General features: G+C 60.3%; 19 protein-coding genes. 12 read left to right on the top strand and 7 right to left on the bottom strand.

The window, feature by feature from the left end; all coding sequences use genetic code 11:
* Nucleotides 1-135: 135 nt before the first annotated feature.
* From PFAS1_RS25620 to PFAS1_RS25630, 3 genes are all read left to right on the top strand, one after another.
* Entirely contained in the window at nucleotides 136-576 is a 441-nt protein-coding gene (locus PFAS1_RS25620; protein WP_076031018.1) for a carboxymuconolactone decarboxylase family protein, read from the top strand.
* 87 nt (nucleotides 577-663) lie between these two features.
* On the top strand, nucleotides 664-1,644 hold the full coding sequence (locus PFAS1_RS25625) for a LysR family transcriptional regulator (protein ID WP_076031019.1): 981 nt from the start codon (nucleotides 664-666) through the stop codon (nucleotides 1,642-1,644).
* Nucleotides 1,645-1,818: 174 nt separating this feature from the next.
* Nucleotides 1,819-2,340 (top strand): GNAT family N-acetyltransferase, encoded by a 522-nt coding sequence (locus PFAS1_RS25630; RefSeq protein ID WP_076031020.1) that lies wholly within the window; start codon nucleotides 1,819-1,821, stop codon nucleotides 2,338-2,340.
* A 1-nt stretch (nucleotide 2,341) separates the two neighbouring features.
* Here PFAS1_RS25630 and PFAS1_RS25635 read toward each other — a convergent pair whose 3' ends face one another.
* Nucleotides 2,342-3,034 carry an aspartate/glutamate racemase family protein gene (locus tag PFAS1_RS25635; protein WP_076031021.1) on the bottom strand — a complete coding sequence of 231 codons (693 nt, stop codon included), beginning with the start codon at nucleotides 3,032-3,034 and terminating at the stop codon, nucleotides 2,342-2,344.
* A gap of 93 nt (nucleotides 3,035-3,127) precedes the next feature.
* Here PFAS1_RS25635 and PFAS1_RS25640 point away from each other — a divergent pair, with 93 nt between their 5' ends.
* Complete coding sequence (locus PFAS1_RS25640; RefSeq protein WP_076031022.1) at nucleotides 3,128-3,904, top strand: helix-turn-helix domain-containing protein; 777 nt, start codon at nucleotides 3,128-3,130, stop codon at nucleotides 3,902-3,904.
* Between the two features lie 69 nt (nucleotides 3,905-3,973).
* Nucleotides 3,974-4,468, top strand: coding sequence for a hypothetical protein (locus tag PFAS1_RS25645; RefSeq protein WP_076031023.1), 495 nt, complete (start codon nucleotides 3,974-3,976; stop codon nucleotides 4,466-4,468).
* Nucleotides 4,469-4,597: 129 nt separating this feature from the next.
* Here the strand turns inward: PFAS1_RS25645 and PFAS1_RS25650 are convergent, their stop codons facing one another.
* The 5 genes from PFAS1_RS25650 to PFAS1_RS25675 all read right to left on the bottom strand — a co-directional run bounded on the left by PFAS1_RS25650 (nucleotide 4,598) and on the right by PFAS1_RS25675 (nucleotide 10,160).
* Complete coding sequence (locus PFAS1_RS25650) at nucleotides 4,598-4,819, bottom strand: hypothetical protein (RefSeq protein WP_056745851.1); 222 nt, start codon at nucleotides 4,817-4,819, stop codon at nucleotides 4,598-4,600.
* 15 nt (nucleotides 4,820-4,834) lie between these two features.
* Nucleotides 4,835-6,262, bottom strand: coding sequence for a cytochrome-c oxidase, cbb3-type subunit I (ccoN, locus tag PFAS1_RS25655; protein WP_076031024.1), 1,428 nt, complete (start codon nucleotides 6,260-6,262; stop codon nucleotides 4,835-4,837).
* 399 nt (nucleotides 6,263-6,661) lie between these two features.
* The gene (locus PFAS1_RS25665; RefSeq protein WP_076031026.1) at nucleotides 6,662-9,013 is read right to left on the bottom strand and encodes a tetratricopeptide repeat protein; all 2,352 of its coding nucleotides are present in this window, start codon (nucleotides 9,011-9,013) and stop codon (nucleotides 6,662-6,664) included.
* Nucleotides 9,000-9,425: a hypothetical protein gene (locus tag PFAS1_RS29645; protein WP_156886758.1), complete on the bottom strand. Its 426-nt coding sequence runs from the start codon at nucleotides 9,423-9,425 to the stop codon at nucleotides 9,000-9,002. Before PFAS1_RS29645 ends, PFAS1_RS25665 begins: the two co-directional genes overlap by 14 nt.
* A gap of 309 nt (nucleotides 9,426-9,734) precedes the next feature.
* Nucleotides 9,735-10,160, bottom strand: a complete 426-nt coding sequence (locus PFAS1_RS25675) for a YciI family protein (protein ID WP_076031028.1) — start codon at nucleotides 10,158-10,160, stop codon at nucleotides 9,735-9,737.
* A gap of 264 nt (nucleotides 10,161-10,424) precedes the next feature.
* Between PFAS1_RS25675 and tpx the strand changes: the two genes are divergently transcribed.
* From tpx to PFAS1_RS25710, 7 genes are all read left to right on the top strand, one after another.
* Nucleotides 10,425-10,925: a thiol peroxidase gene (gene tpx / locus PFAS1_RS25680; RefSeq protein WP_076031029.1), complete on the top strand. Its 501-nt coding sequence runs from the start codon at nucleotides 10,425-10,427 to the stop codon at nucleotides 10,923-10,925.
* A gap of 178 nt (nucleotides 10,926-11,103) precedes the next feature.
* Nucleotides 11,104-12,420: an MdtA/MuxA family multidrug efflux RND transporter periplasmic adaptor subunit gene (locus PFAS1_RS25685; RefSeq protein WP_074876799.1), complete on the top strand. Its 1,317-nt coding sequence runs from the start codon at nucleotides 11,104-11,106 to the stop codon at nucleotides 12,418-12,420.
* Nucleotides 12,417-15,521: an MdtB/MuxB family multidrug efflux RND transporter permease subunit gene (locus tag PFAS1_RS25690; protein WP_076031030.1), complete on the top strand. Its 3,105-nt coding sequence runs from the start codon at nucleotides 12,417-12,419 to the stop codon at nucleotides 15,519-15,521. The genes PFAS1_RS25685 and PFAS1_RS25690 overlap by 4 nt, the downstream gene beginning before the upstream one ends.
* On the top strand, nucleotides 15,518-18,625 hold the full coding sequence (locus PFAS1_RS25695; RefSeq protein ID WP_074876796.1) for an efflux RND transporter permease subunit: 3,108 nt from the start codon (nucleotides 15,518-15,520) through the stop codon (nucleotides 18,623-18,625). Before PFAS1_RS25690 ends, PFAS1_RS25695 begins: the two co-directional genes overlap by 4 nt.
* Complete coding sequence (locus PFAS1_RS25700; protein ID WP_076031031.1) at nucleotides 18,622-20,103, top strand: efflux transporter outer membrane subunit; 1,482 nt, start codon at nucleotides 18,622-18,624, stop codon at nucleotides 20,101-20,103. Before PFAS1_RS25695 ends, PFAS1_RS25700 begins: the two co-directional genes overlap by 4 nt.
* 295 nt (nucleotides 20,104-20,398) lie before the next feature.
* Nucleotides 20,399-22,495 (top strand): putative bifunctional diguanylate cyclase/phosphodiesterase, encoded by a 2,097-nt coding sequence (locus PFAS1_RS25705; protein WP_076031032.1) that lies wholly within the window; start codon nucleotides 20,399-20,401, stop codon nucleotides 22,493-22,495.
* Between the two features lie 78 nt (nucleotides 22,496-22,573).
* Nucleotides 22,574-23,320 carry an SDR family oxidoreductase gene (locus PFAS1_RS25710; RefSeq protein ID WP_076031033.1) on the top strand — a complete coding sequence of 249 codons (747 nt, stop codon included), beginning with the start codon at nucleotides 22,574-22,576 and terminating at the stop codon, nucleotides 23,318-23,320.
* A gap of 124 nt (nucleotides 23,321-23,444) precedes the next feature.
* Here the strand turns inward: PFAS1_RS25710 and mapR are convergent, their stop codons facing one another.
* Nucleotides 23,445-24,854, bottom strand: coding sequence for a GntR family transcriptional regulator MpaR (gene mapR / locus PFAS1_RS25715; protein ID WP_076031034.1), 1,410 nt, complete (start codon nucleotides 24,852-24,854; stop codon nucleotides 23,445-23,447).
* Nucleotides 24,855-24,891 lie beyond the last annotated feature (37 nt).

Below are 24,891 nucleotides of genomic sequence, written 5' to 3' on the forward strand. Positions count from 1 at the left end.
AAGTTGCGTGGGCGAAAAACCTCCGATTGGTCTGGTGCCTGAGTGGTCCATGGGTATTTCGCAGAATTGGATCTGTAACGCCTTTGTATCAACGCCTACCTTGAGGGGCACACATTCGATCCGCGAGGTCACTCCATGAACGTCCGCCTCGATTACTACAGCGCATCGCCCAAGGCGATGAAAGCGATGATTGCCATGGAGGCCTTGACCAGCAACCTCAGCATCGAGCCGGCCTTGCTGCACTTGATCAAGATTCGTGCCTCGCAGCTCAATGGCTGCGCTTTCTGCACCGACATGCATTCGGTGGATGCCCGGCGACTCGGCGAGACTGACCGTCGCTTGTATTCGATCGTGGTCTGGCGTGACAGCGGCTTCTTCAATGCCCGAGAACGCGCGGCGCTGGCCTGGACCGAAGCCGTCACGTTGCTCGCTGAAAGCCATGTGCCGGACGACGTCTACGCGCAGGCCCGGGAGCAATTCAGCGAAAGCGAAATGGTCGACCTGACCATCGCCGTCACCACCATCAACAGCTGGAATCGCCTGGCGGTGAGCTTTCGACAAACCCCTGGAGGCTGAATCGATTTTCCATCCCGAGTGTCACGTCAGGTTCATAAACCCTGCGCAGGATGAGGCTATCAAGGACAGATCGACAGGGAGTCAGCGATGCGATTCATGGAAACCACAGAGCGTCAGCGAGTTGCCCAGTACCGCTCGACCGTAAAAAAAACTTTATCCTGGCGCGCACTGGCAGCAGGAATCGATCCGGTATTGGCGCAGTCTTTTCGGGTCAGCGCCCGCTGCGGCTGTTTCATGCAGGCGGCTCGCAGTCTCAATATCAAGGCCACCCAACTGCGCAAACACTTGGCGCAACTTGAAACGCAACTGCAGTGTTCGCTGTTCAGCCACACAGAGAGTGGCGTTGCCCTCAGTCGGGACGGGTTACAGCTGCAATCGCAGTTGATTGCCTTGGCCCACGAACGCGACTTGCCGGTGATCGAACAGCCGTTGGTGCGCCTGGCCGTCGCCGAGTCGATCCTGCATGACATTCTCGGTCGCGATCTGGTTGCCTTATTGCGCCGCAACGCCGGCGTGCGTCTGGACATCATCACTCTGGACAGCGAACTGTCCCTGCAAGCGGTCAGCGCCGATGTGGTGCTGTGGCTGGCCGGCACCGAATCACCGCTGCCCGGACCCAGTTTTGCCGTCAGCGAGCCCCGGCGTCTGGCGCGGCTCGACTACCTGCCCCATATCGCCAAACGGTATTCACGGGTCGCATCGCGGCCAGACAGCCTCGACGATCTTGCGGACTTCCTGCTGGTGCAATGGCAGCATGACCGTCAGGTCGACTGTTTCCGGCCGTGGAATAACCTCGTGGACCAGCGTCTGGCCGGGGTAGTGCAGTTGCATTCCTATGAGCTGATGCTGGAGATGATCCGTTGCAGCGCCTGCATTGGCCTGCTGCCCGGATACATCAGCCGCTTCGACCGCGGCCTGATTGGATTGCCGGGGCTGTTCAGCCAACCGATGCAGCGTCAGGTGTGGATGGCGGTCAATGCCGAGTCCGAGGGGGCCGCGCAGGTGCAGATGATCGTTGAGCTGATCCAGAACACCTTCAATGAACGGCGGGAGTGGTTCGAAGGCTGACCACTGTCCGAAATGTGGGAGCGAGCCTGCTCGCGATAGCGGCCGGATAGTCGACATCAATGTTGAATGTGATGGCCCCATCGCGAGCAGGCTCGCAACCACACTGATTCTCGCCATATTGGAAGTACGCGGTATAGAGTGGGCGGCCATGTCTGTCTCAAGGATGAATCACCCATGCCCGCCACTGACGCTGTCATTACCCTCGAACGTTTCAACGAATCCCACATCGACGGCATTACCGCGCTCTACAATGACCCGGTCATTACCCGTCAGGTGCTGCAAATGCCGTTTCAGTCTGCGGAAGTCTGGCGCAAGCGCCTGGCGCCGGACAATGAGCGTGTGGTGCAACTGGTGGCGCTGCATCAAGGGGCGGTCATTGGCAATATTGGCCTGGAGCAGTTTTCGCGGATTCGCCGCAGCCATGCCGGCAATCTCGGCATGGGCGTTGCGGTGGCCTGGCAGGGCAAAGGCGTTGGCTCGAAATTGCTGACGGCGGCGTTGGACATCGCCGACAACTGGATGAACCTGCAACGGCTCGAGCTTTCGGTGTACGCCGACAACGAAGCCGCCATCGGGCTGTATCGCAAGTTCGGCTTCGACACCGAAGGGCTGTTTCGCGACTACGCCGTGCGTGACGGCGGATGGGTCGATGCCTTGAGCATGGCGCGGCTGCGTCGCACGCCCAAGGCCGGTTGAGTCACTCGCCCAACGCGAACGCCACCGCCGCCTGCGCATGCAGTTCGGTGGTGTCGAGCAAGGGCAGGGCGCTGTGCTCGGGTTTGATCAGCAGGCCGATTTCCGTGCAACCGAGGATGATTGCCTGGGCGCCACGTCGGGTCAGTGATTCGATGACCTGCTGATACACCTTGCGTGACGCCTCGCTGATCACCCCGACACACAACTCGTCATAGATGATCCGGTGGACGGCCTGACGTTCATCGGCCTCCGGCACCACAACGGTCAGCCCCATTGAAGTGAGGCGCTCCTTGAGGAAGTCCTGCTCCATGGTGAACGCTGTGCCGAGCAATCCGACCTTCATCGCCCTCGTATCGACGGCAGCCTGACCCGCCGGGTCGGCGATGTGCAGGAACGGAATACTGATCGCGGCCTGAATTTGCCCGGCCACTTTGTGCATGGTGTTGGTGCACAGCACCACGCAATCGGCACCGCCAGCCTGCAACCGCTGCGCCGCGTCCACCAGAATCGCCGCCGCATCATCCCAGCGCCCGGCGTGCTGGGCCTGTTCGACAGGGCCAAAGTCGACGCTGTACATTAGCAATTTCGCCGAACGCAACGGCCCGAGTCGGTCGCGCACCTGCTGGTTGATGAGACGGTAATACTCGGCGCTGGACTCCCAGCTCATGCCGCCGATAAGGCCGATGGTGCGCATGTCATGCTCCTGTTGATGGCAACCCGTTGTTCGAGCATGCCTTTATTTGAGAGTACCCATGGCTCTTCATCGCGATCTATCAGGAAATTTCACATGCCAGCGGTGCTGAGCCAAGAGCTGCTGGACGGCAGACTCTGCTTGCAGCTTTTGCCCCGCGCCGCTTACAGCGCGCGTGATCCTGTGCAATGGCAAACCCTTGGGGTGACGCTGGAACGTCAACAGGGCGTGCACGCCATCGATTCGGATCACCGGGTGGATTTCGACACCTTGCCTGGCGTGCTGGCTTACACCCCGGTCGGCGTGGAAGTGTTTTCCGAATCGGCCAGCGGTGGCGAATACCTGCTGATGCGTCTGGGCGAACCGTTGGCCCATCTGCATTTACCCTCGGTTGACCACCGTGTGCAGTCTTCAGGCAATCGCCGCGCGTTGATGCTGGGCCGGGAGCTGCGGCGCCTGTTGCTCGCTCCGCAACCGGACAGGCTGGCGCTTGAGCAAAGGGCGGTGGAATTTGTTGGCTTGATGAGTCCAAAGGTCGATACCGCGCGACGTGCTACGTCCAAGGTTTTCACCCAAGTGCTGGATCAGATCGCCGAGCAGTTCCACGAGCCCCTGACCCTTGGACAATTGGCCGCCACCTACGGCCAAACCGAGTTGCGCTTTCTGCGCGACTTCACCCGCGCCATCGGCCTGACACCCCACGCTTACCTCGTTGAAGTGCGGCTTCAGGCGGCACGCCGGATGATCGAACACACCGACCTGTCCCTGGCCGACATCGCCCTTGACGTTGGCTTCGCCCATCAGTCCCACATGGGCAGTGCCTTTCGCAAATACCTGGCCATGACCCCCAGCCAATACCGTTCACGCTTTTAGTCGTACGCCGGCAGCGCGCATCTGCCATGCTCAAAGTCCGCAGCACCGCTTCAACAAAGGAACACCGCAATGGACGATGTACAGCAACTGGGTGAGATGCTTCGCCATTACGCAGAAAGCGAAGCGCACAAGAAGCAACTGTTCGAGTCGCAATCGGCCGTGTGGGCGACGCGCATTGGTGAACTGTTCGATCAGATCCAGCAATGGCTGGAACCGGTCCAGGCGCCGAATCTGCTGGAGGTGAGCCGCGAGGCCTATGTCGCCTCGGGGCCGAGCGTTCCGGTCGAAACGTCGACCTTCAAGACCGAGAAGCTGTCCATTGTGCTCGCCGGTAAACCAGTGGAGTTTGTGCCGGATGTGATGGGTGCCGGTGGTCAGATTTCGCTGGCCGTGATGGGCCTGACAGCGGCGCGCTACGGCAGCATTTCCCTGGTGTGCCTGCCACCGTCCAGCAACTGGCAATGGCGCAAGACCAATGGCTTGAAAGACCCGGATACCTTTGCGTTCGATGCGAACTTTCTGGCGCAGCAGTTGCAGAGCCTGATTCCCCGCGAACGTGGCTGAATCCTCTGACCCGATACAGACCCCTGTGGGAGCGGGCTTGCTCGCGAAGAGGCCATAACATTCAGCATCAATGTTGAATGTCAGTCCGCCTTCGCGAGCAAGCCCGCTCCCACATTGATCATCGTGGCGTCAAATTTCGAGATTGCCCCAACCCGGTTTTGCTTCTTCCGGCGCCACCGCCTTCACGGTTTTCCCCGTCGCCAATTCCACCCGCCGCGCCACCTCCGGGTCATCGGCAAACGGAATCAAACTGGCTTCATCCAGACTCTCGGCCGTCTGGTGTTTCAGGCAGTATTCAACTGCCAGCCAAAGCCCCACGACGCCCAACACATTCAGCACGACCTCAATCATCTCAGGCCCCTTGCTTCAGGCAATCTGCGCTTCGCGGTGGGCCATTTCGATGTCCGAAACCCGCACCGTGCGCCAGACGTTGTAAGCCATCAACAACATGCCACTGAGGAAGAACACACCGCCGACGAAGCGCACCACGAACCCCGGATGGCTGGCCTGCAAGGCTTCGACGAAGGAGTAGGTCAGCGTGCCGTCATCGTTGATCGCTCGCCACATCAAGCCCTGGGTAATGCCGTTGACCCACATCGAGGCGATGTACAACACGGTGCCGATGGTCGCCAGCCAGAAGTGCAGGTTGATCAGCGGCGTGCTGTACATCTGTAAACGGCCAAAGACTTTCGGAATCATGTGGTACAGCGCGCCGAAGGTGATCATCGCCACCCAACCCAGAGCGCCAGCGTGGACGTGACCGATGGTCCAGTCGGTGTAGTGGGAGAGGGCATTGACCGTCTTGATCGCCATCATCGGTCCTTCGAAGGTCGACATGCCGTAGAAGGCCAGGGACAACACCAAAAAGCGCAGGATCGGGTCGGTGCGTAATTTATGCCAGGCGCCCGAGAGCGTCATCATGCCATTGATCATCCCGCCCCAGCTCGGTGCCAGCAGGATCAGCGACATGGCCATGCCCAGCGACTGCGCCCAGTCCGGCAGCGCGGTGTAGTGCAAGTGATGCGGGCCGGCCCATATGTACAGGGTTATCAGCGCCCAGAAATGCACGATCGACAGCCGATAGGAATACACCGGCCGCCCAACCTGTTTCGGCACGAAGTAATACATCATCCCCAGGAACCCGGTGGTCAGGAAGAAACCCACCGCGTTGTGCCCGTACCACCACTGCACCATGGCGTCGGTGGCCCCGGAATACACCGGATAGGACTTGAACCAGTCCACCGGAATCGACAGGTGATTGACCACGTGCAGCATGGCGATCACCACGATAAACGCGCCGAAAAACCAATTGCCGACGTAGATGTGCTTGGTCTTGCGCTGCACCACGGTGGTGAAAAACACGATCGCATAAGCGACCCACACCACGGTCATCCACACCGCGCCGGAGAACTCGATCTCGGCGTATTCCTTGGTGGTGGTGTAACCCAGCGGCAGGGTGATCAGCATCACCACGATCACCGATTGCCAGCCCCAGAAAGTGAATGCCGCGAGCTTGTCGGAAAACAGCCGCACCTGGCAGGTACGCTGCACCGCATAGTAACTGGCGGCGAACTGCGCGCTGCCGGCGAAGCCGAAAATCACCAGGCTGGTGTGCAGCGGGCGCAAGCGCCCGAAGGTGGTCCATGGCAGGTCGAGGTTCATCTCGGGCCACACCAGTTGCGAGGCGATCCACACCCCCATCGCCATCCCCACGACACCCCATACCACGGTTGCCACGATGAATTGGCGAACGACCTTGTAGTTATAGGCCTGTCCGATTGTTGCTGTGCTCATGGTCAATGCTTCCACGGTTGCAAAGTCTTGCCAGGCCACCTGGACTGGCATGTCGTGCACTGTAGAAACCTTGCCGGAAACAAAACAGACTCAGGAAAACATCATTTATGCAGATCAGATTTAAGGTAACCCTGCGGCCATCTGGCACAACCTGATACGGTTTTTTAGCGTTCGGCTGAATCTGTAACGCGCTGCGTCGCGGGCCCATGGTCGCTACCACAAGCACCGCCAAACCCGTAGCAGCTGTCGAGCAGCGCGAGGCTGCGTTCGGCGGCGCAGTCGTCGTGAAATCGAGCTACTCGGTGGGTCAGGTAAACCGGGTACACAGGGTTTACGACGGCTGCGCCGCCGAACGCAGCCTCGCGCTGCTCGGCAGCTGCTACAGACCTGGCGCAAGGCTTACTTCAGCGCCGGATCTCCCCTGTTCATTTTCTTCCAGCCCTGCAACAGCACCTGCGCCTTGGGCTCCTGCCCGTTATCCAGGTAGTACTGGATCAACGACAACCGAACATTGCGATTGGCCGGTTGCACTTTCAGCAACCGCTCCAGCTCTTCACAGGCCTCATCGACTTTGCCGCTGTCGTGCAGTGCCACGGCCAATACATACCCATACTGCGCGTTCTGAGGTTCCAATTGCGCGGCCTTGCGCAGAGCCTGCATGGCCAGGGCTGATTTGCCTGCGCGCACCAGCGACAGGCCTTGAGTGTGTTGCAGCAGCGCAGCATTCGGGTGTTCTTTCAGGCTCTGCGCCAGCAGCGCCTGAGCTTCCTGGCTGCGTCCGTTCGCCTCCAGCCATTGCGCCAGCGTCACCAGCGCCGGGTAGAAATCCGGATCGCGCTGCAGGGCCGTGCGCAGCAGCGCTTCGACTTCACCGCTACGACCGTTGGCCTGATAAAGCATGGCCAGGTTGAGGTTGGCTTCGGCGCGTTCGCTCAGATTCTTCTGGACCGCCTCGTATTCGGCGATGGCTGCATTCCAGTTGTCTTGGGCGCTGCCCAAGCCATTACGGGCCACGCTCAGCAGGTCCCGGGCTGCGGCTATCCGCACAGCTTTCACCGGGTCGGCCAGCAATGGCGTCAGTAGCGATGCGCGCTCCGGCGGCGGCAGGAACGCACTGATCGCCCGAACAGCGCTTTCACGCACTTGCGGTGCCGGGTGGCTCAAGTCCTGAGTGGCCAGTTTCAACGCCTGTTCGCTGGGATACAGCGGCAACTCGGCGAGTAGGGTCGCGCGCTGAATCGCTGGCAATTGGCTGCGTTGCAGCTGCTCGTACAAGGCTTGTGCCGCGCCAGGCTGACCGTTGCGAATCAGCCACAGGCTTTCGTCGTAACGCGGTGCCTGTGCGGTAGTGGTGTTCCAAAGCTTGAATTGCTCGGTGACCTTGTTGCCAGTCGTGCCTTGGTGGCAGGTCAGGCAAGCGTCCGGTGTACCGAGTTTTTTCGCCCGCTCAGGGTTGGGGATGCTGAAACTGTGGTCATGCCTGAAGTCATTACCCATGTAGAACTTGCCGGGCATGTGGCAATCCACGCACTGCGAACCCGGCTGGCCCATGGTGTGGCGGGTGTGTTCGATGGAATCGTAGTTCTTCGCTTGCAGCCCTTTGCCGTCGACGCCATTCACCGAGGTCTTGCCGGCGGTGTTGTGGCATTGCAGGCAGACACCATTGCCCGGTGTCTTGAGCTCGGTGCTGTGCGGGTTGTGGCAGTTGCTGCAGCGCACGCCCTTGTCGAACATTTTGCTCTGGGCAAAGGAGCCGTGTTCGAACACTTCGTCCTTGATCTTGCCGTCCAGTGCGTACAACTCGCGGGTCAGTGGGCTCGGCAAGTAGTCATCCATCAAGCGTTTACCAGTGGTGAAGCCGTCGCCCAATGGCGCGCGGCGCGAGTGGCAGCGGGCGCAGGTTTCGATTTCGACGGTGGCGTTCTTGTCTTTCAGGTCGACGGCAAAGCCGGCATGGACCAGGTCACCTTTTTTTGCCGTCCACTCCAGGTGACTGGAGGCCGGGCCGTGGCAAGCCTGACAGCCGACACCGAGGCTGTTCCAGTGACTGTCGAAGGTGTTTTTTGCGGCATCGAAATTGCGCTTGTAACCGGTGGTGTGGCACTCGACGCACATGAAGTTGGCATTCTGGCTCGGCTTGCTCCAGTGCAACGGGTCCTTGAAGTTCACCCCCTGGCCCGGATAGAGGTGAAACCAGCGATGCTTCTCGGTATCCCAGGCCACGCCGAGTGCCTGCAACCGACCTTCGCCGACCTCGATCAGGTATTGCTGCAACGGCGCGATGCCGAAGGTGTAGGCGACCTTGAAGTCGGCATTCTTGCCGTCAATCCCAGGGGTGTTGACCCAGAATCCGCCGTCCTTGCGCGAGAAACGGGTGGTTTCGTTTTCCGCCTTGAAGGTGACGTTATTGAAGTCGCCGAGCATCGTTTCGGCGTTGGCTTCCTGCATCGCCAATTGGTGATGGGAGCCTTGCCAGTCCTTGACCTGCTCGCTGTGGCAGCCTTGGCATTGTTGCTCATCGACCATCGTTGCCGGTGCCACGGCGACCGGTTGCGGTTTGGTCGGCTGAGCGATCGGAGCGGTGACAGGCGAATAGGGCACCGGGGCCGGTTTGCTGCTGAACAGAAACCAGCCGATGCCCGCGATAGCCAACAGCAAAACGCCGAGGGTGACGGGAAACAGGTAACGGCTAATCAAGGTCGGTGATGAATCAGGGGGTGGCTGTACCGCTTTATTTTTATGTTTCGGCATTGCGACTTCCATGGTCCGGGTTATTGAACGCCACCACCGCGCCGATCTGACCGACCCGCTCGTGACCGATGCTCAAAAGCAGGGCCAGTGCAAATGCAGCGCCGATCAGTTCAACCAGTGCAAACACGATGCTCACCACCGCGAACCGCGCGGTGATACAAAAGGCGTAAGTACGCGTGCTCATGAACAGGGCGGGAATCAGCAACTCCGGAGATTTGATCCCCCTAGCGGGTAGGGCCGACGACTTGCTGGCGACACGTGAGGACATTGCGGATGGCCTTGGCAAACCGGACGCCAGGTTCATCGGGTTGTTACTTTTGTTGGCCGTATCGGCGTTATCTGCATGGGCATAAACGGCAGACGCCATTGATGCCGCCAATAGAAAGGCGTGCGCTCCCGCATTGTTCAACATGGCTCCCCCCGTTCCTTCGTGGCTCATTGGACAACTCGGCACTCGGCAGCCGTTAGTGCGAAATTTCTTTCCTATCAAGCCTGTAGGACGTCTGTTGAAGCTAGCAGCTAACTCGGGGTTCGCCAGTTGACGGGGGGGCATCTTCGGTTTTTTTGTACACGCTTGCGTGAATTTACGTGTGCTAAAAAGTTAATACGAAACAGGAGGTTGGGGAGGCTGGAGGCAAAAGCAACCGCGGATAAGCCTCGCTCCTTTGGGGCACCGACATTTCGATCATTCCCACGCAGGCGCGTGGGAATGATCCGTTATTCAGTGCTTGTTCATCTGCGCCCGCACCCGCTCTTCCTGTTCCCGCAGTTCCGGTGTGAACTCGTCCCCGAAATCCTCGGCCTCGAACACCTGGCGAATCTCGATCTCGGCGTCGGTGCCTGGCATCGGGTTGGGGCAGCGCTTGACCCACTCGATCGCCTCCTGTTTCGACTTCACCTGCCATATCCAATAGCCGGCGATCAGCTCCTTGGTTTCGGCGAACGGGCCGTCGATTACCGTGCGCTGGTCACCCGAGAAACGTACACGAGCGCCTTTACTGCTGGGCTGCAGGCCATCGCAGTCGATGAGGATGCCGGCCTTGGTCAATTCCTCGTTGTAGTTGCCCATCGCGGTCATCAGTTCCTCGCTGGGCATCACACCGGCCTCGGAGTCGGGGCTGGCTTTCACAATGATCATGAATCGCATGGTCTTATCTCCGCTGGATGTGAATGATTCACTGACTAGTCGAATGGCCGTCGTTTAAATCGACAACGCTGCTAACGGAAGATCGCCGAAAAGCAGATTTGTTTCTCGAGACTAAACTCGCTATGCGGTGATGGAGGCGGGTTGTATCCAATGTGTGCGACGAGACATCACAATTTGTATCTGGGCATAGGTCGACGGGCCATTTCGTGGTTAACTTCGGCCTCTTCAAAATTCTCTACAACAACGTTCAGAAGGACTCCGTTCATGGCTCAAGTCACTCTTAAAGGCTCCCCGGTTCAAGTCAACGGCCAACTGCCACAAGCCGGTTCCAAGGCGCCAGCCTTTTCCCTGGTTGCCGGCAATCTGTCCGACGTGACCCTGGCGAGCTTCGCCGGCAAGCGCAAAGTGCTGAACATCTTCCCAAGCGTCGATACCCCGACCTGCGCAACGTCGGTTCGCAAGTTCAACGCCCAGGCCAGTGATGTCGCCAACACTGTCGTGCTGTGCATCTCCGCTGACCTGCCGTTCGCTCAAGCGCGCTTCTGCGGCGCTGAAGGCCTGGAAAACGTTCAGAACCTGTCGACCCTGCGCGGTGAAGAGTTCATCGAGAACTACGGCGTTGCCATCGCTGACGGCCCGCTCAAAGGCCTGACCGCCCGTGCCGTCGTGGTTCTGGACGAAAACGACAATGTTCTGCACAGCGAACTGGTCAAGGAAATCGCTGACGAACCGAACTACGAAGCGGCACTTGCTGTTCTGAAGTAATCGTAGTTTTACAATTGTTAACGGCCTGGCCCTGTCCAGGCCGTTTTCATTTGTGCTTCAGTGTCTTAGATAAATCTCCTGTTACGTAAGCCAAAGGTAAATTGCCGGTAAAGCCGCTTTGCTTAATGCCCGCCAGTGCTTATCGTTCAGCCTCCTGTAGAAGAAGCCCACGCGCCCAATGGTTGATCATTCCATGCAATCCTCCGTTTCCCGTAGTCCCCGTCGCTGGCTGTTCGGCCTGCTTGTCCTGTTGGTCATCGCTGGCCTGTGCTGGAAATTCTGGCCCGCCGGCACTGCCCAAAAAGAGGGCGCTGGGCAAAAAGCCGTTGCCGGGCAAACCGGCAGGTCGGGGGGGATGCGTCCCGGTTTCGGCGGGGCGACCGGGCCGGTCCCGGTGCGTGTTGCGCCAGCGGTCAAGGGTGATTTCCCGCTGTACTACAAGGCGCTGGGCACTGTGACGGCGCTGAACACCATCAATGTGCGCAGCCGTGTTGGCGGTGAACTGATGAAGATTTCCTTCGAGGAAGGGCAGATGGTCAAGGCGGGCGATCTGCTGGCTGAAATCGACCCGCGTCCTTACCAGAACGCCTTGCTTCAGGCCGAAGGCACGTTGCTGCAGAACCAGGCGCAACTGAAAAACGCCCAGGTCGATGTCGAACGCTATCGCGGCCTGTATCGCGAAGACAGTATCGCCAAGCAGACCCTGGACACCGCCGAAGCGCTGGTGGGCCAGTATCAGGGCACGGTCAAGACCAATCAGGCGGCGGTCAACGACGCCAAGCTCAATCTGGAATTCACCAAGATCCGTGCCCCGATTGCCGGGCGTGTGGGCTTGCGTCAGCTGGATGTCGGCAACCTGGTGGCAGCCAACGACACCACCGCGCTGGTGATCATCACCCAGACCCAACCGATCAGCGTTGCCTTCACCTTGCCGGAAAACAGCCTGGAAACCGTGCTGGCCCGTTATCGCACCGGCGCCAAGCTGCCCGCTGAAGCCTGGGACCGTGGCGACACCAAGTTGCAGGCGACCGGCGTCTTGCAGAGCCTGGACAACCAGATCGACGTCACCACCGGCACACTGAAATTCAAGGCTCGTTACGAGAACCGCGACCAGGCGCTGTTCCCCAACCAGTTCGTCAACGTCCACTTGCTGGCCGACACCCTCAAAGACGTGGTGCTCGCACCTTCGGCAGCGATCCAGTTCGGCACCAACGGTACGTTTGTCTACGCTCTCGACGGCGACAAGAAAGTCACGATTCGCCAGTTGAAAGTCGGTGCCAGTAATGGTGAAAACACCGTGATTACCGAAGGCCTGGCCGCAGGGGAGCGCGTGGTCCTTGAAGGCACCGACCGCTTGAAGGAAGGCAGCGAAGTGGAAGTGGTCAACGACACCAAGGATGTACCGACCACCCCGACCGGGCACCTGCAAGGCAAATCGGCCGCCACGGTGCCTGACGCGACGACCACCGACAAGGCGAAAAAGGGCGGCGCATGAACATCTCGCGGCTGTTCATCCTTCGCCCGGTCGCCACGACCCTGAGCATGCTGGCCATTATCCTGGCCGGCGTGATCGCCTATCGGCTGTTGCCGGTGTCGGCATTGCCACAGGTCGATTACCCGACCATCCGTGTCATGACGCTGTATCCCGGTGCCAGCCCGGATGTCATGACCAGCGCGGTGACTGCGCCCCTTGAACGTCAATTCGGGCAGATGCCCGGCCTGACCCAGATGGCCTCGACCAGTTCCGGCGGCGCTTCCGTGCTGACCCTTCGTTTCAGCCTCGACATCAACATGGACGTCGCCGAGCAGCAGGTGCAGGCGGCGATCAACGCTGCAACCAATTTGCTGCCCAAGGACCTGCCGGCGCCGCCCGTGTACAACAAGGTCAACCCGGCTGACACCCCGGTGCTGACGCTGGCCATCAGCTCCAAAACCATGCTGCTGCCCAAGCTCAATGACTTGGTCGACACGCGCATGGCGCAGAAAATCGCCCAGATCAGCGGCGTCGGCATGGTCAGCATTGCCGGCGGCCAGCGTCAGGCCGTGCGGATCAAGGTCAATCCTGAGGCACTGGCGGCCAATGGCTTGAACCTGTCGGACGTACGCACCTTGATCGGCGCGTCCAACGTCAACCAGCCCAAGGGCAACTTCGACGGCCCGACCCGGGTGTCGATGCTCGATGCAAACGATCAACTGACCTCGCCCAAGGACTACGCCAACCTGATTCTCGCCTACGCCAACGGTGCGCCGTTGCGGCTCAAGGATGTGGCTGAGATCGTCGATGGCGCGGAAAACGAACGTCTGGCGGCGTGGGCCAATGAAAACCAGGCGGTGCTGCTGAACATCCAGCGCCAGCCTGGCGCCAACGTCATCGAAGTGGTCGACCGGATCAAAGCCCTGCTGCCGAGCATCACCGATAACCTGCCGGCGGGTCTCGAAGTCACCGTGCTGACCGACCGCACCCAGACCATCCGCGCCTCGGTCACCGACGTGCAGCACGAATTGTTGATCGCCATTGCGCTGGTCGTGATGGTGACCTTCCTGTTCCTGCGTCGAGCCAGCGCCACGATCATCCCGTCGGTTGCAGTGCCACTGTCGTTGATCGGCACCTTCGGCGTGATGTACCTCGCGGGGTTCTCGGTCAACAACCTGACCCTCATGGCACTGACCATCGCCACCGGTTTTGTGGTGGACGATGCGATCGTCATGCTGGAGAACATTTCCCGATTTATCGAAGAGGGCGACAGCCCCCTGAATGCGGCGCTCAAGGGCGCCAAGCAGATCGGCTTCACCCTGATCTCCCTGACCCTGTCGCTGATTGCAGTATTGATTCCGCTGCTGTTCATGGCCGACGTGGTGGGGCGGCTGTTCCGTGAATTTGCCATCACCCTGGCGGTGGCGATTCTGATTTCCCTTGTCGTCTCCCTGACCCTGACGCCGATGATGTGCGCGCGGCTGCTCAAACGTGAGCCGAAGGAAGAAGATCAGGGCCGTTTCTACCGGGCCAGCGGCGCCACAATTGATTGGATGATCGCGGCTTACGGGCGCAAGTTAAAGTGGGTTCTCAAGCATCAACCGCTGACCCTGCTGGTGGCCGTTGGCACGCTGGTGTTGACCGTGTTCCTTTACATGGTGGTGCCCAAGGGCTTTTTCCCGGTGCAGGACACCGGGGTGATCCAGGGCATTTCCGAAGCGCCGCAGTCGATTTCCTTTGCGGCCATGAGTGACCGTCAGCAGGAACTGGCCAAAGTGATCCTGGCGGATCCGGCGGTGGAGAGCCTGTCGTCCTACATCGGCGTCGACGGTGACAACTCGACGCTGAACAGCGGTCGTCTGCTGATCAACCTCAAATCCCACAGCAATCGTGACCTGAGCGCCACCGAGGTGATCGCACGCCTGCAACCGGAGCTGGACAAACTCACCGGCATTCGTCTGTTCATGCAACCGGTGCAGGACCTGACCATCGAAGACCGCGTCAGCCGCACCCAGTACCAGTTCAGCATGTCGTCGCCGGATTCCGAGCTGCTCAGTCTGTGGAGTGGTCGACTGGTGGACGCACTGGCCCAACGGCCGGAACTGACCGACGTCGCCAGCGATTTGCAGGACAAAGGCCTGCAGGTGTATCTGGTGATCGACCGCGATGCGGCGTCGCGGGTCGGTGTGTCGGTGTCGAACATCACCGATGCGCTGTATGACGCTTTCGGTCAGCGGCAGATTTCCACCATCTACACCCAGGCCAGCCAATACCGCGTGGTGCTGCAGTCGCAGTCGGGCGAGAAGATCGGCCCGGAGGCGTTGAACCAGATTCACGTGAAAACCACCGACGGCGGGCAAGTGCGCCTGTCCAGTCTGGCGCACATGGAGGAGCGTCAGGCGCAACTGGCGATCACTCATATCGGCCAGTTCCCGGCGGTGATGATGTCGTTCAACCTCGCGCCCGGCGTGGCGCTGGGGCATGCGGTGGAGCTCATCGACCAGGTGCAGAAAGACATTGGCATGCCGATTGGTGTGCAAACCCAGTTCCAGGGCGCGGCCGAGGCATTCCAGGCGTCGCTGTCGAGCACCTTGCTACTGATCCTGGCGGCGGTGGTCACCATGTACATCGTGCTCGGCGTGCTGTACGAGAGCTACATCCACCCGATCACCATTCTTTCGACCTTGCCCTCGGCGGCGGTCGGTGCCTTGCTGGCGTTGCTGTTGAGCGGCAATGATCTGGGCATGATCGCGATCATCGGCATCATTTTGTTGATCGGTATCGTGAAAAAGAACGCGATCATGATGATCGACTTCGCCCTCGACGCTGAACGCAATCAGGGCATGGACCCGGAAACGGCGATCTATCAGGCGGCGCTGCTGCGTTTCCGGCCGATTCTGATGACCACACTGGCCGCGTTGTTCGGCGCGGTGCCACTGATGCTGGCGACCGGTTCCGGCGCGGAACTGCGACAACCGTTGGGTCTGGTGATGGTGGGCGGCTTGTTGCTGAGCCAGGTGCTGACGCTGTTTACCACTCCGGTGATCTACCTGTACTTCGACCGCCTCGGCCGGCGCTGGGGCCGCAAGTCTGAAACCGTGGAAGCGGCAGAACAGCCATGAACCTGTCCGGACCTTTTATCAAACGCCCGGTCGCAACGATGTTGCTGAGCCTGGCGATCCTGCTGTTGGGCGGCGTGAGCTTCGGCCTGTTGCCGGTATCGCCGTTGCCGCAGATGGACTTCCCGGTGATCGTGGTCCAGGCGAGTCTGCCCGGTGCGAGCCCAGAGGTCATGGCCTCGACGGTGGCCACGCCGCTGGAACGCTCCTTCGGCGCCATTGCCGGGGTCAACACCATGAGCAGCCGCTCCAGCCAGGGCTCGACCCGGGTGATTTTGCAGTTCGACCTGGACCGCGACATCAACGGCGCGGCGCGGGAAGTGCAGGCGGCAATCAACGCTTCGCGCAATTTGCTGCCAAGCGGGATGCGCAGCATGCCGACCTACAAGAAGGTCAACCCGTCCCAAGCGCCGATCATGGTGCTGTCGCTGACCTCGGATGTACTGGAAAAAGGTCAGCTCTACGATTTGGCCTCAACGATTCTGTCCCAGAGCCTGTCTCAGGTGCAGGGCGTCGGCGAAGTGCAGATCGGCGGCAGTTCCTTGCCGGCGGTGCGCATCGAACTCGAACCGCAGGCGCTCAACCAGTACGGCGTGGCGCTGGACGATGTGCGAAACACCATTGCCAATGCCAACGTGCGCAGGCCCAAAGGGTCGGTCGAAGACGGCCAGCGGCTGTGGCAGGTTCAGGCCAACGATCAACTGGAAAAGGCCAAGGACTACGAGTCGCTGATCATTCACTACGCAGACGGCGCGGCCCTGCGCCTGAAGGACGTGGCCAAGGTCAGCGACGGCGTCGAAGACCGCTACAACAGCGGCTTCTTCAACAACGACGCGGCGGTACTGTTGGTGATTAACCGCCAGGCTGGCGCCAACATCATCGAGACGGTCAACGAAATCAAGGCTCAACTGCCGGCGTTGCAGGCCGTGTTGCCGGCCAGCGTGAAGCTGAACGTGGCGATGGACCGGTCGCCGGTGATCAAGGCGACCCTGCATGAAGCGGAAATGACCCTGCTGATAGCCGTGGCGCTGGTGATTCTGGTGGTGTTCCTGTTCCTCGGTAACTTCCGCGCCTCATTGATTCCAACCCTTGCGGTGCCTGTGTCGCTGGTCGGCACCTTTGCGGTGATGTACCTCTACGGATTCTCCCTGAACAACCTGTCGCTGATGGCGCTGATCCTGGCCACCGGGCTGGTAGTGGACGATGCCATTGTGGTGCTGGAGAACATTTCCCGGCACATCGACAAAGGCGTACCGCCGATGAAGGCCGCGTACCTCGGGGCGCAGGAAGTCGGCTTCACCTTGCTGTCGATGAACGCCTCGCTGGTGGCGGTGTTCCTGTCGATCCTGTTCATGGGTGGGATCGTCGAAAGCCTGTTTCGCGAGTTTTCCATCACGTTGGCGGCGTCCATCGTGGTGTCGCTGGTGGTTTCCTTGACGCTGACGCCGATGCTCTGTGCCCGTTGGCTCAAGCCGCATACGCCGGGTGAGGAAAACCGTTTGCAGCGCTGGAGTCAGCGCGCCAACGAGTGGATGGTCGGCAAATACGCCACAAGCCTGGATTGGGTGCTTCGTCATCGACGGCTGACCTTGCTTAGTCTTATCGTTACGGTTGGCGTTAACATTGCGCTGTATGTCGTTGTTCCTAAAACATTTATGCCTCAGCAAGATACCGGCCAGCTGATCGGTTTCGTGCGCGGCGACGACGGACTGTCATTCAGTGTGATGCAGCCGAAAATGGAAACCTTCCGTCGCGCCGTGCTCAAGGATGACGCGGTGCAAAGCGTCGCCGGCTTCATCGGCGGCACCAACGGCACCAACAACGCCTTCATGCTGGTGCGGCTAAAACCGATCAAGGAACGCAACCTGTCCGCGCAAAAGGTCATCGAACGTTTGCGCAAGGAAATGCCCAAGGTCGCCGGCGCGCAACTGATGCTGATGGCCGATCAGGACTTGCAGTTTGGTGGCGGCCGGGAACAGACCACGTCGCAGTATTCCTACATCCTGCAAAGCGCCGACCTCGGCGAGTTGCGCCAGTGGTATCCGAAAGTCGTTACTGCACTCAAGGCCTTGCCGGAGCTGACGGCGATTGACGCCCGTGAAGGGCGCGGCGCCCAACAGGTGACCCTGATCGTCGATCGTGATCAGGCCAAACGCCTGGGTGTAGACATGGACATGGTCACCGCGGTGCTCAACAACGCCTACAGCCAGCGGCAGATTTCGACGATTTACGACAGCCTTAATCAGTATCAGGTGGTCATGGAGGTCAATCCGAAATATGCCCAGGACCCGATCACGCTTAATCAGGTCCAGGTGATCACGGCTGACGGTGCACGGATTCCGCTCTCGACCATCGCTCATTACGAAAACAGCCTGGAAGACGACCGCGTCAGCCACGAAGGCCAGTTCGCCTCCGAGAGCATTTCCTTCGACATGGCCGAAGGCGTGGCGGTGGAGCAGGGCACAGCGGCCATCGAGCGGGCGATCGCCAGACTTGGCATGCCGGAAGACGTGATCGTGAAAATGGCCGGCACTGCCGACGCCTTTGCCGCGACCCAGAAGAGCCAGCCGTGGATGATTCTCGGGGCGCTGGTGGCGGTGTATCTGGTGCTCGGTGTGCTGTATGAAAGCTACATCCATCCGCTGACCATTCTCTCGACCTTGCCATCTGCCGGGGTCGGCGCGTTGCTGTCGATTTACGCGCTGGGCGGTGAGTTCAGCCTTATCTCGTTGCTCGGGTTGTTCCTGCTGATCGGCGTGGTGAAGAAAAACGCCATTCTGATGATCGACTTGGCCTTGCAGCTGGAACGGCATCAGGGCATGGCCCCGCTGGAATCGATTCGCAGTGCTTGCCTGCAACGTCTGCGGCCGATCCTGATGACCACCCTGGCGGCGATCCTCGGCGCGTTGCCGTTGCTGCTGGGCCGCGCCGAAGGTGCGGAAATGCGCCAGCCACTGGGCCTGACAATCATTGGCGGGCTGGTTTTCAGCCAGGTGCTGACCCTTTACACCACCCCGGTGGTTTACCTCTATCTCGACAAACTGCGCCATCGCTTCAACCATTGGCGTGGGGTGCGTACCGATGCTGCTCTGGAAACTCCGCTATGACTGACCGTTCGCTTATCACTCTGGCTGCACCGCTGGTATCGGCCCGAGGCTCGCGTTTGTTGAGCCTGGCGCTGTGCGTGGCGATGCTCAGCGCCTGCGCCATCGGCCCGGATTACCAGCGCCCGCCAGCGGCTGCGCCGGCGCAATACAAGGAAGCGGCAGGCTGGCGTCAGGCCAATCCCAGCGATTCCCTGGCCCGTGGCGCCTGGTGGGAGTTGTATGGCGATCAGCAGCTCAATGGCCTGATCGAAAAACTCAACAGTGCCAACCAGACCGTTGCGCAGTCCGAGGCCCAGTACCGTCAGGCCCAGGCCTTGGTGCGCAGTGCCCGTGGCGCGTTTTTCCCGACCGTGGACCTGACCGTCGGGAAAAATCGCTCCAGCCAGGGCACCGGCAGCAGCAGTTCGAGCCTGACCAGTTCTTCCAGCGGTATTCGCGACACTTACACCGCACAGGCCGGGGTCAGTTGGGAGGCCGACGTTTGGGGCAAGCTGCGCCGAGGCCTGGAAGCCGATACCGCCAACGCCGAGGCGAGTTATGCCGATCTGGCGGCGATGCGCTTGAGCCAGCAGTCGGAACTGGTGCAGAACTATCTGCAACTGCGCGTGATCGACCAGCAGAAACGCCTGCTGGAAGCGACGGTCGAGGCCTATCAGCGCTCGCTGACAATGACTGAAAACCAGTACCGCGCCGGTGTCTCCGGCAAGGATGCGGTGGCGCAGGCCCAGACTCAACTCAAGAGCACCCAGGCTGACATGGTTGATTTGATCTGGCAGCGGGCTCAATTCGAGAATGCCATTGCCGTCCTGATCGGGTTACCGCCGGCCGAGTTCAACCTGGCTGAAACCAAAGACATTCCTGCGTTGCCCCAGATACCGCTGAGCCTGCCTTCGCAATTGCTCGAGCGCCGCCCGGACATCGCCTCCGCCGAACGTTCGGTGATGGCGGCCAATGCCAACATCGGCGTGGCCAAGGCGGCTTATTACCCGGACCTGACGCTGAGTCTGAACGGCGGTTACAGCAGTAGCACCACTTCCAACTGGATCAGCGTGCCGAACCGCTTCTGGTCGGTCGGACCGCAATTGGCCATGACCTTGTTTGACGGCGGCCAGCGCTCCGCCGAAGTTGACCGCAGCGAAGCGGCCTACGACGAGACCGTGGCCAAGTACCGTCAGACGGTGCTCGACGGCTTCCGTGAAGTGGAAAACTACCTGGTGCAGCTCAAGGTCCTGGAAGACGAAGCGGGCGTGCGCCAGGAAGCACTGGACGCAGCGCGTGAATCCTTGCGCCTGACTCAGAACCAGTACAAGGCCGGTGTGATCGCTTACCTGGGTGTGGTGGTGGTTCAAGCCACAGCGTTGAACAATGAACGCAGCGTGCTGAGCCTGTTGCAGAGCCGGTTGATTGCCAGCGTGCAATTGATCGCGGCATTGGGCGGTGGTTGGGATGGGGCGTTGCAGGTGAGCGAAAAAGAGTAGGCATCAGCGCAACTGATCGTTGATCGTTCCCACGCTCCGCGTGGGAATGCCTCAAGGGACGCTCCGCGTTCCAGCTCTCGAAAGGGACGCGGAGCGTCCCGGGCTGCATTCCCACGCGGAGCGTGGGAACGATCAGTTAAGCGGGCGTTAATGTGAAACCTTAAAACAAGCGTTTCATCGGCTTGATGGCCATTTGCTTATTTTGTCGGTGCGTTCGTTTACGAAATCAGTACAATCGCCCGATTTGCCCCGCCGAGAACGGAAGCAGTACGGAGGGGCTGTCGCGAGTAGTCTCATGCTTATCGGTAGCTATTCCCCCACGCTGGTCATCATCTCGCTGTTTGTAGCGATTCTCGCCTCCTATACCGCACTCGACCTGACCGGACGCATTGCCACGGCCAAGGGCCGGGCCGTGCATCTATGGACGGCGGGCGGCGCCTTTGCCATGGGGATTGGCGTGTGGTCGATGCATTTCATCGGCATGCTCGCGTTCCAGTTGCCCATCGACCTCGGCTACGACATCGGCATCACATTGCTGTCACTGCTGATCAGCATCCTGTCCTGCGGCTTTGCCCTGTGGCTGGTCAGCCAGCCACAATTGCCAGCCTGGCAACTGGCATTCGGCGCGCTGGTCATGGGCGGCGGGATCAGCGCGATGCACTACACCGGCATGGCCGCCATGCGCATGCAACCGGGTATCGATTACGATCCGACGCTGTTCGGCGCCTCGCTGCTGATCGCCGTAGTCGCCTCGGGCGCCGCCTTATGGATCGCTTTCCGCCTGCGCCAGCACACGCCCTATGTCGGCCTGATCCGTGGCGGTGCGGCGGTGATCATGGGGTTCGCGATCGTCGGCATGCATTACACCGGCATGGCGGCGGCGCGTTTTCCGGATGGCAGCTTCTGTGGCGCGGCCATCAACGGTTTGAACGGCAAGGGCCTGGACAATCTGGTACTGATCACCACCCTGGCAGTGTTGAGCCTTGCCTTGTTGACCTCAATCCTCGATGCGCGCCTTGAGGCCCGCACCGCAGGCCTTGCCCACTCATTGACCGAGGCCAACCGCGAACTGACTCAACTGGCCCTGCATGACACCCTGACCGGCCTGCCGAATCGCGTGTTGCTGGCTGACCGCATCGATCAGGCGATGTCCATGGTCCAGGAGCAGGGCGGCTGTTTCGCGTTGATGTTCATCGATCTGGACGGGTTCAAACCCGTCAACGATGCCTTCGGTCACCATATGGGCGATCTGTTGTTGCGTGAAGTCGGTCTGCGCTTGCGCGAGGATTTGCGCCGCCACGACACCTTGGCGCGGATCGGCGGTGATGAGTTCGTTCTACTGGTGCAGCTTGGCGAACAGAATGACGCATTGAGTCTGGCTGCCCGTCAGGTCGGGCTGATCGCGCGTTCGTTCCGGGTCGCCGAACATGACTTGCAGATTTCCGCCAGTGTCGGCATCGCGATTTATCCGGGTAACGGTGAAACCGCCGAAGAATTGCTGATGAACGCCGACGCGGCGATGTATCACGCCAAGGGCGCCGGCAAAAACGGCTATTCCTTCTTCGATGCCTCGATGAACAGCAACGCGCGCAAACAACTGCAATTGTTGCAGGACCTGCGTATCGCCCTCGATCAGCAGCAGTTCAGTCTCTATTACCAACCCAAGTTCGATGCCAACAATGGTAAGCCGGTCGGCGCCGAGGCGTTGCTGCGCTGGGTGCATCCGACCCAGGGCATGCTGTTGCCGGACAAGTTCATCGAACTGGCGGAAAAGACCGGGTTGATCATTCCGATTGGCGAGTGGGTGCTCAACGAAGCCTGCCGTCAGATGCGCGAGTGGTACGTGCTCGGGTACACCGACTGGCGCATCGCCGTGAACCTTTCAGCCCTGCAGTTCTGCCACGCAGGCCTGGTCCAGAGCGTCGCCAAAGCCTTGGCCACTCACCATTTGCCGGCCAACAGTCTGACCCTCGAGATCACGGAAACCACCGCCATGAGCGATGCCGATGCGAGCATGACGGTGCTTCAGGAGCTGTCGGCAATGGGGGTCGACCTGTCGATCGACGACTTTGGCACCGGTTACTCGAGCTTGATGTACCTCAAGCGCTTGCCCGCCAATGAACTGAAGATCGACCGCGGTTTTGTCCGCGACCTGGAGCGTGACAGCGATGACGCTGCCATCGTTTCCGCCATCGTCGCCCTCGGTCAGGCACTGGGGTTGCGGATCGTCGCCGAAGGGGTGGAAACCGGTTCCCAGCAAGACTTCCTGACGCAACTGGGTTGTGATTCGCTTCAGGGTTATCTGCTCGGGCACCCGCTGCCGGCTGAACGCTTCATGGTGGATATTCTGCGTGCAGAGCAATTGGCGGTGAGTCTAGAGCAATGTGATTGATGTGGGTCCATGCAAAAGCCCGCGATGACGGTTATTCTTGGCCCCGACTGCTAACGCTTGGTATGGGGGAAATTTCGCATGGACAAAGTCATCGTCATCACTGGCGGCAGCCGTGGTATCGGCGCCGCCACAGCCCTGTTGGCCGCCGGACAAGGCTATAAGATTTGCATCAACTACCTGGCCGACGAATCCGCTGCGCAAACGGTGCTGGAGCAAGTCCGCGCCCTCGGTGCCCAAGCCATCGCGGTACGCGCTGACGTCAGCATCGAAGATGAAGTGATCGCCTTGTTCCACCGCGTGGACACTGAGTTGGGCCGGGTCACGGCACTGGTGAACAACGCCGGCACCGTCGGGCAGAAGTCCCGGATCGATGAAATGTCGGAATTCCGAATCCTCAAAATCCTCAGAACCAACGTCCTGGCGCCGATCCTCTGCGCCAAACACGCGATCCTGCGCATGTCGCCCAAGCATGGCGGGCAGGGTGGCAGCATCGTTAACGTGTCCTCGGTGGCCTCACGCCTGGGCGCGCCCAATGAATACGTCGATTACGCCGCCTCCAAAGGTGCGCTGGATACGTTCACCATCGGCCTGTCCAAGGAAGTGGCTGGCGAAGGCATCCGCGTCAACGCGGTGCGCCCTGGTTACATCTACACCGATTTCCATGCCTTGAGCGGTGATCCGGATCGGGTCAGCAAGCTGGAGTCGGCGATTCCAATGGCTCGGGGCGGACGTGCGGAAGAAGTGGCCGAGGCGATTGTGTGGTTGCTGTCGGACAAGGCTTCCTATGCGACCGGGACATTCGTTGACCTTGGTGGTGGGCGTTAATCCTTAAGGTGCTTCGTTGTCTGGTCTGGCCTCTTCGCGAGCAAGCCCGCTCCCACATTTGATCGCATTCCCCTGTGGGAGCGGGCTTGCTCGCGAAGGCGTCAGTCGTGACGCCTCCAAACCCTCAGAACGACCGCACAATCCGCCCCAACGTTTCCATCGCCTTCTCGGCCGTCTCATCCCAGGGGCTGCCGTAATTCAGGCGGATGCAATTGCGAAAGCGCTGGGTCGGTGAAAAGATCGGCCCGGGCGCGATGCTGATTCCTTGCGCCAACGCCATCTGAAACAACTTCAGTGAATCCATCTGCGGTGGCAATTCCAGCCACAAAAAGTAGCCGCCGGCCGGTTGGCTGACGCGAGTCTGCGCCGGGAAGTAGCGCGCGATAGCGGCGAGCATGGCGCTTTGCTGTTCTTCCAGGGCGTAACGCAGTTTTCGCAGGTGCCGGTCGTAGCCGCCGTGTTGCAGGTAATCGGCGATAGCCGCCTGGGCTGGCATCGATGCGCACAGCGACGTCATGAGTTTCAGCCGTTCGATTTTCTGCGCATAACGTCCGGCGGCGACCCAGCCGATGCGGTAGCCGGGGGCCAGGCTTTTGGCGAACGAACCGCAGTGCATCACCAGCCCTTCGGTATCAAAAGCCTTGGCCGGTTTCGGCGCCTGTTGGCCGTAATAGAGTTCGGCGTAGACGTCGTCTTCGATCAGCGGCACCTGATGGCTGCGCAATAGCTCAACCAGTTCCTGCTTCTTCGCCTCGGGCATCGTCGCGCCCATCGGGTTCTGGAAGCTGGTCATGCACCAGACAGCCTTGATCGGGTGCCGTGCCAGAGTTTGCGCGAGTACACCAAGGTCGATGCCATCGCGCGGATGCACAGGGATTTCCACGGCTTTGAGCTTCAGCCGCTCGAGGATTTGCAGGCACGCGTAGAACGCCGGGGCTTCGATGGCCACCAGGTCGCCGGGCTCGGTGACCGCTTGCAGGCACAGGTTCAGCGCTTCCAGCGCGCCGTTGGTGATCAGCAGTTCTTCCATGGGCAGCATCAGGCCGCCGACCATGTAGCGCAGGGCGATTTGTCGACGCAGTTGCGGGTTGCCCGGCGACATGTCGGTGACGACCATGCGCGGGTCCATCTCGCGGGCGGCGCTGGCCAGGGAGCGGGACAGGCGTTGCAGCGGGAACAGGGTCGGGCTGGGGAAGGCCGAGCCGAAGGGCACGGTGTTCGGGTCCTTGATTGAATCGAGGACCGAGAACACCAGTTCGCTGACGTCGACTTCGGTGGACTCGTTGACCTGACTGCTGATCACCGGCTCCGAGAACGGGCTCGGCGCGTGTGCGTTGACGAAGTAGCCGGAACGCGGACGAGCGCGGATCAGGCCGCGGCGTTCGAGCAGGTAGTAGGCCTGGAACACCGTGGATGGGCTGACCCCGTAAGTCTGGCTGGCGTAGCGCACCGACGGCACACGCTGGCCGGGGCCGAGAACGCCGGAGCGGATCAGTTCAGCGATGTCATCGGCGAATTTTTCGTAGCGTTTCATCTAGGTCCCGCAATCGAATGGGTTCAATGAGCTGTTG

It is taken from the genome of Pseudomonas frederiksbergensis, from assembly GCF_001952935.1.
In the GTDB taxonomy this organism is placed as follows: domain Bacteria; phylum Pseudomonadota; class Gammaproteobacteria; order Pseudomonadales; family Pseudomonadaceae; genus Aquipseudomonas; species Aquipseudomonas frederiksbergensis.

Excerpts from the sequence above, each read along its gene's own strand:
- PFAS1_RS25620 (WP_076031018.1), top strand. The coding sequence starts at position 136 with ATGAACGTCCGCCTCGATTACTACAGCGCATCGCCCAAGGCGATGAAA.
- PFAS1_RS25625 (WP_076031019.1), top strand. The coding sequence starts at position 664 with ATGCGATTCATGGAAACCACAGAGCGTCAGCGAGTTGCCCAGTACCGC.
- PFAS1_RS25630 (WP_076031020.1), top strand. The coding sequence starts at position 1,819 with ATGCCCGCCACTGACGCTGTCATTACCCTCGAACGTTTCAACGAATCC.
- PFAS1_RS25635 (WP_076031021.1), bottom strand. The coding sequence starts at position 3,034 with ATGCGCACCATCGGCCTTATCGGCGGCATGAGCTGGGAGTCCAGCGCC.
- PFAS1_RS25640 (WP_076031022.1), top strand. The coding sequence starts at position 3,128 with ATGCCAGCGGTGCTGAGCCAAGAGCTGCTGGACGGCAGACTCTGCTTG.
- PFAS1_RS25645 (WP_076031023.1), top strand. The coding sequence starts at position 3,974 with ATGGACGATGTACAGCAACTGGGTGAGATGCTTCGCCATTACGCAGAA.
- PFAS1_RS25650 (WP_056745851.1), bottom strand. The coding sequence starts at position 4,819 with ATGATTGAGGTCGTGCTGAATGTGTTGGGCGTCGTGGGGCTTTGGCTG.
- ccoN (WP_076031024.1), bottom strand. The coding sequence starts at position 6,262 with ATGAGCACAGCAACAATCGGACAGGCCTATAACTACAAGGTCGTTCGC.
- PFAS1_RS25665 (WP_076031026.1), bottom strand. The coding sequence starts at position 9,013 with ATGCCGAAACATAAAAATAAAGCGGTACAGCCACCCCCTGATTCATCA.
- PFAS1_RS29645 (WP_156886758.1), bottom strand. The coding sequence starts at position 9,425 with ATGTTGAACAATGCGGGAGCGCACGCCTTTCTATTGGCGGCATCAATG.
- PFAS1_RS25675 (WP_076031028.1), bottom strand. The coding sequence starts at position 10,160 with ATGCGATTCATGATCATTGTGAAAGCCAGCCCCGACTCCGAGGCCGGT.
- tpx (WP_076031029.1), top strand. The coding sequence starts at position 10,425 with ATGGCTCAAGTCACTCTTAAAGGCTCCCCGGTTCAAGTCAACGGCCAA.
- PFAS1_RS25685 (WP_074876799.1), top strand. The coding sequence starts at position 11,104 with ATGGTTGATCATTCCATGCAATCCTCCGTTTCCCGTAGTCCCCGTCGC.
- PFAS1_RS25690 (WP_076031030.1), top strand. The coding sequence starts at position 12,417 with ATGAACATCTCGCGGCTGTTCATCCTTCGCCCGGTCGCCACGACCCTG.
- PFAS1_RS25695 (WP_074876796.1), top strand. The coding sequence starts at position 15,518 with ATGAACCTGTCCGGACCTTTTATCAAACGCCCGGTCGCAACGATGTTG.
- PFAS1_RS25700 (WP_076031031.1), top strand. The coding sequence starts at position 18,622 with ATGACTGACCGTTCGCTTATCACTCTGGCTGCACCGCTGGTATCGGCC.
- PFAS1_RS25705 (WP_076031032.1), top strand. The coding sequence starts at position 20,399 with ATGCTTATCGGTAGCTATTCCCCCACGCTGGTCATCATCTCGCTGTTT.
- PFAS1_RS25710 (WP_076031033.1), top strand. The coding sequence starts at position 22,574 with ATGGACAAAGTCATCGTCATCACTGGCGGCAGCCGTGGTATCGGCGCC.
- mapR (WP_076031034.1), bottom strand. The coding sequence starts at position 24,854 with ATGAAACGCTACGAAAAATTCGCCGATGACATCGCTGAACTGATCCGC.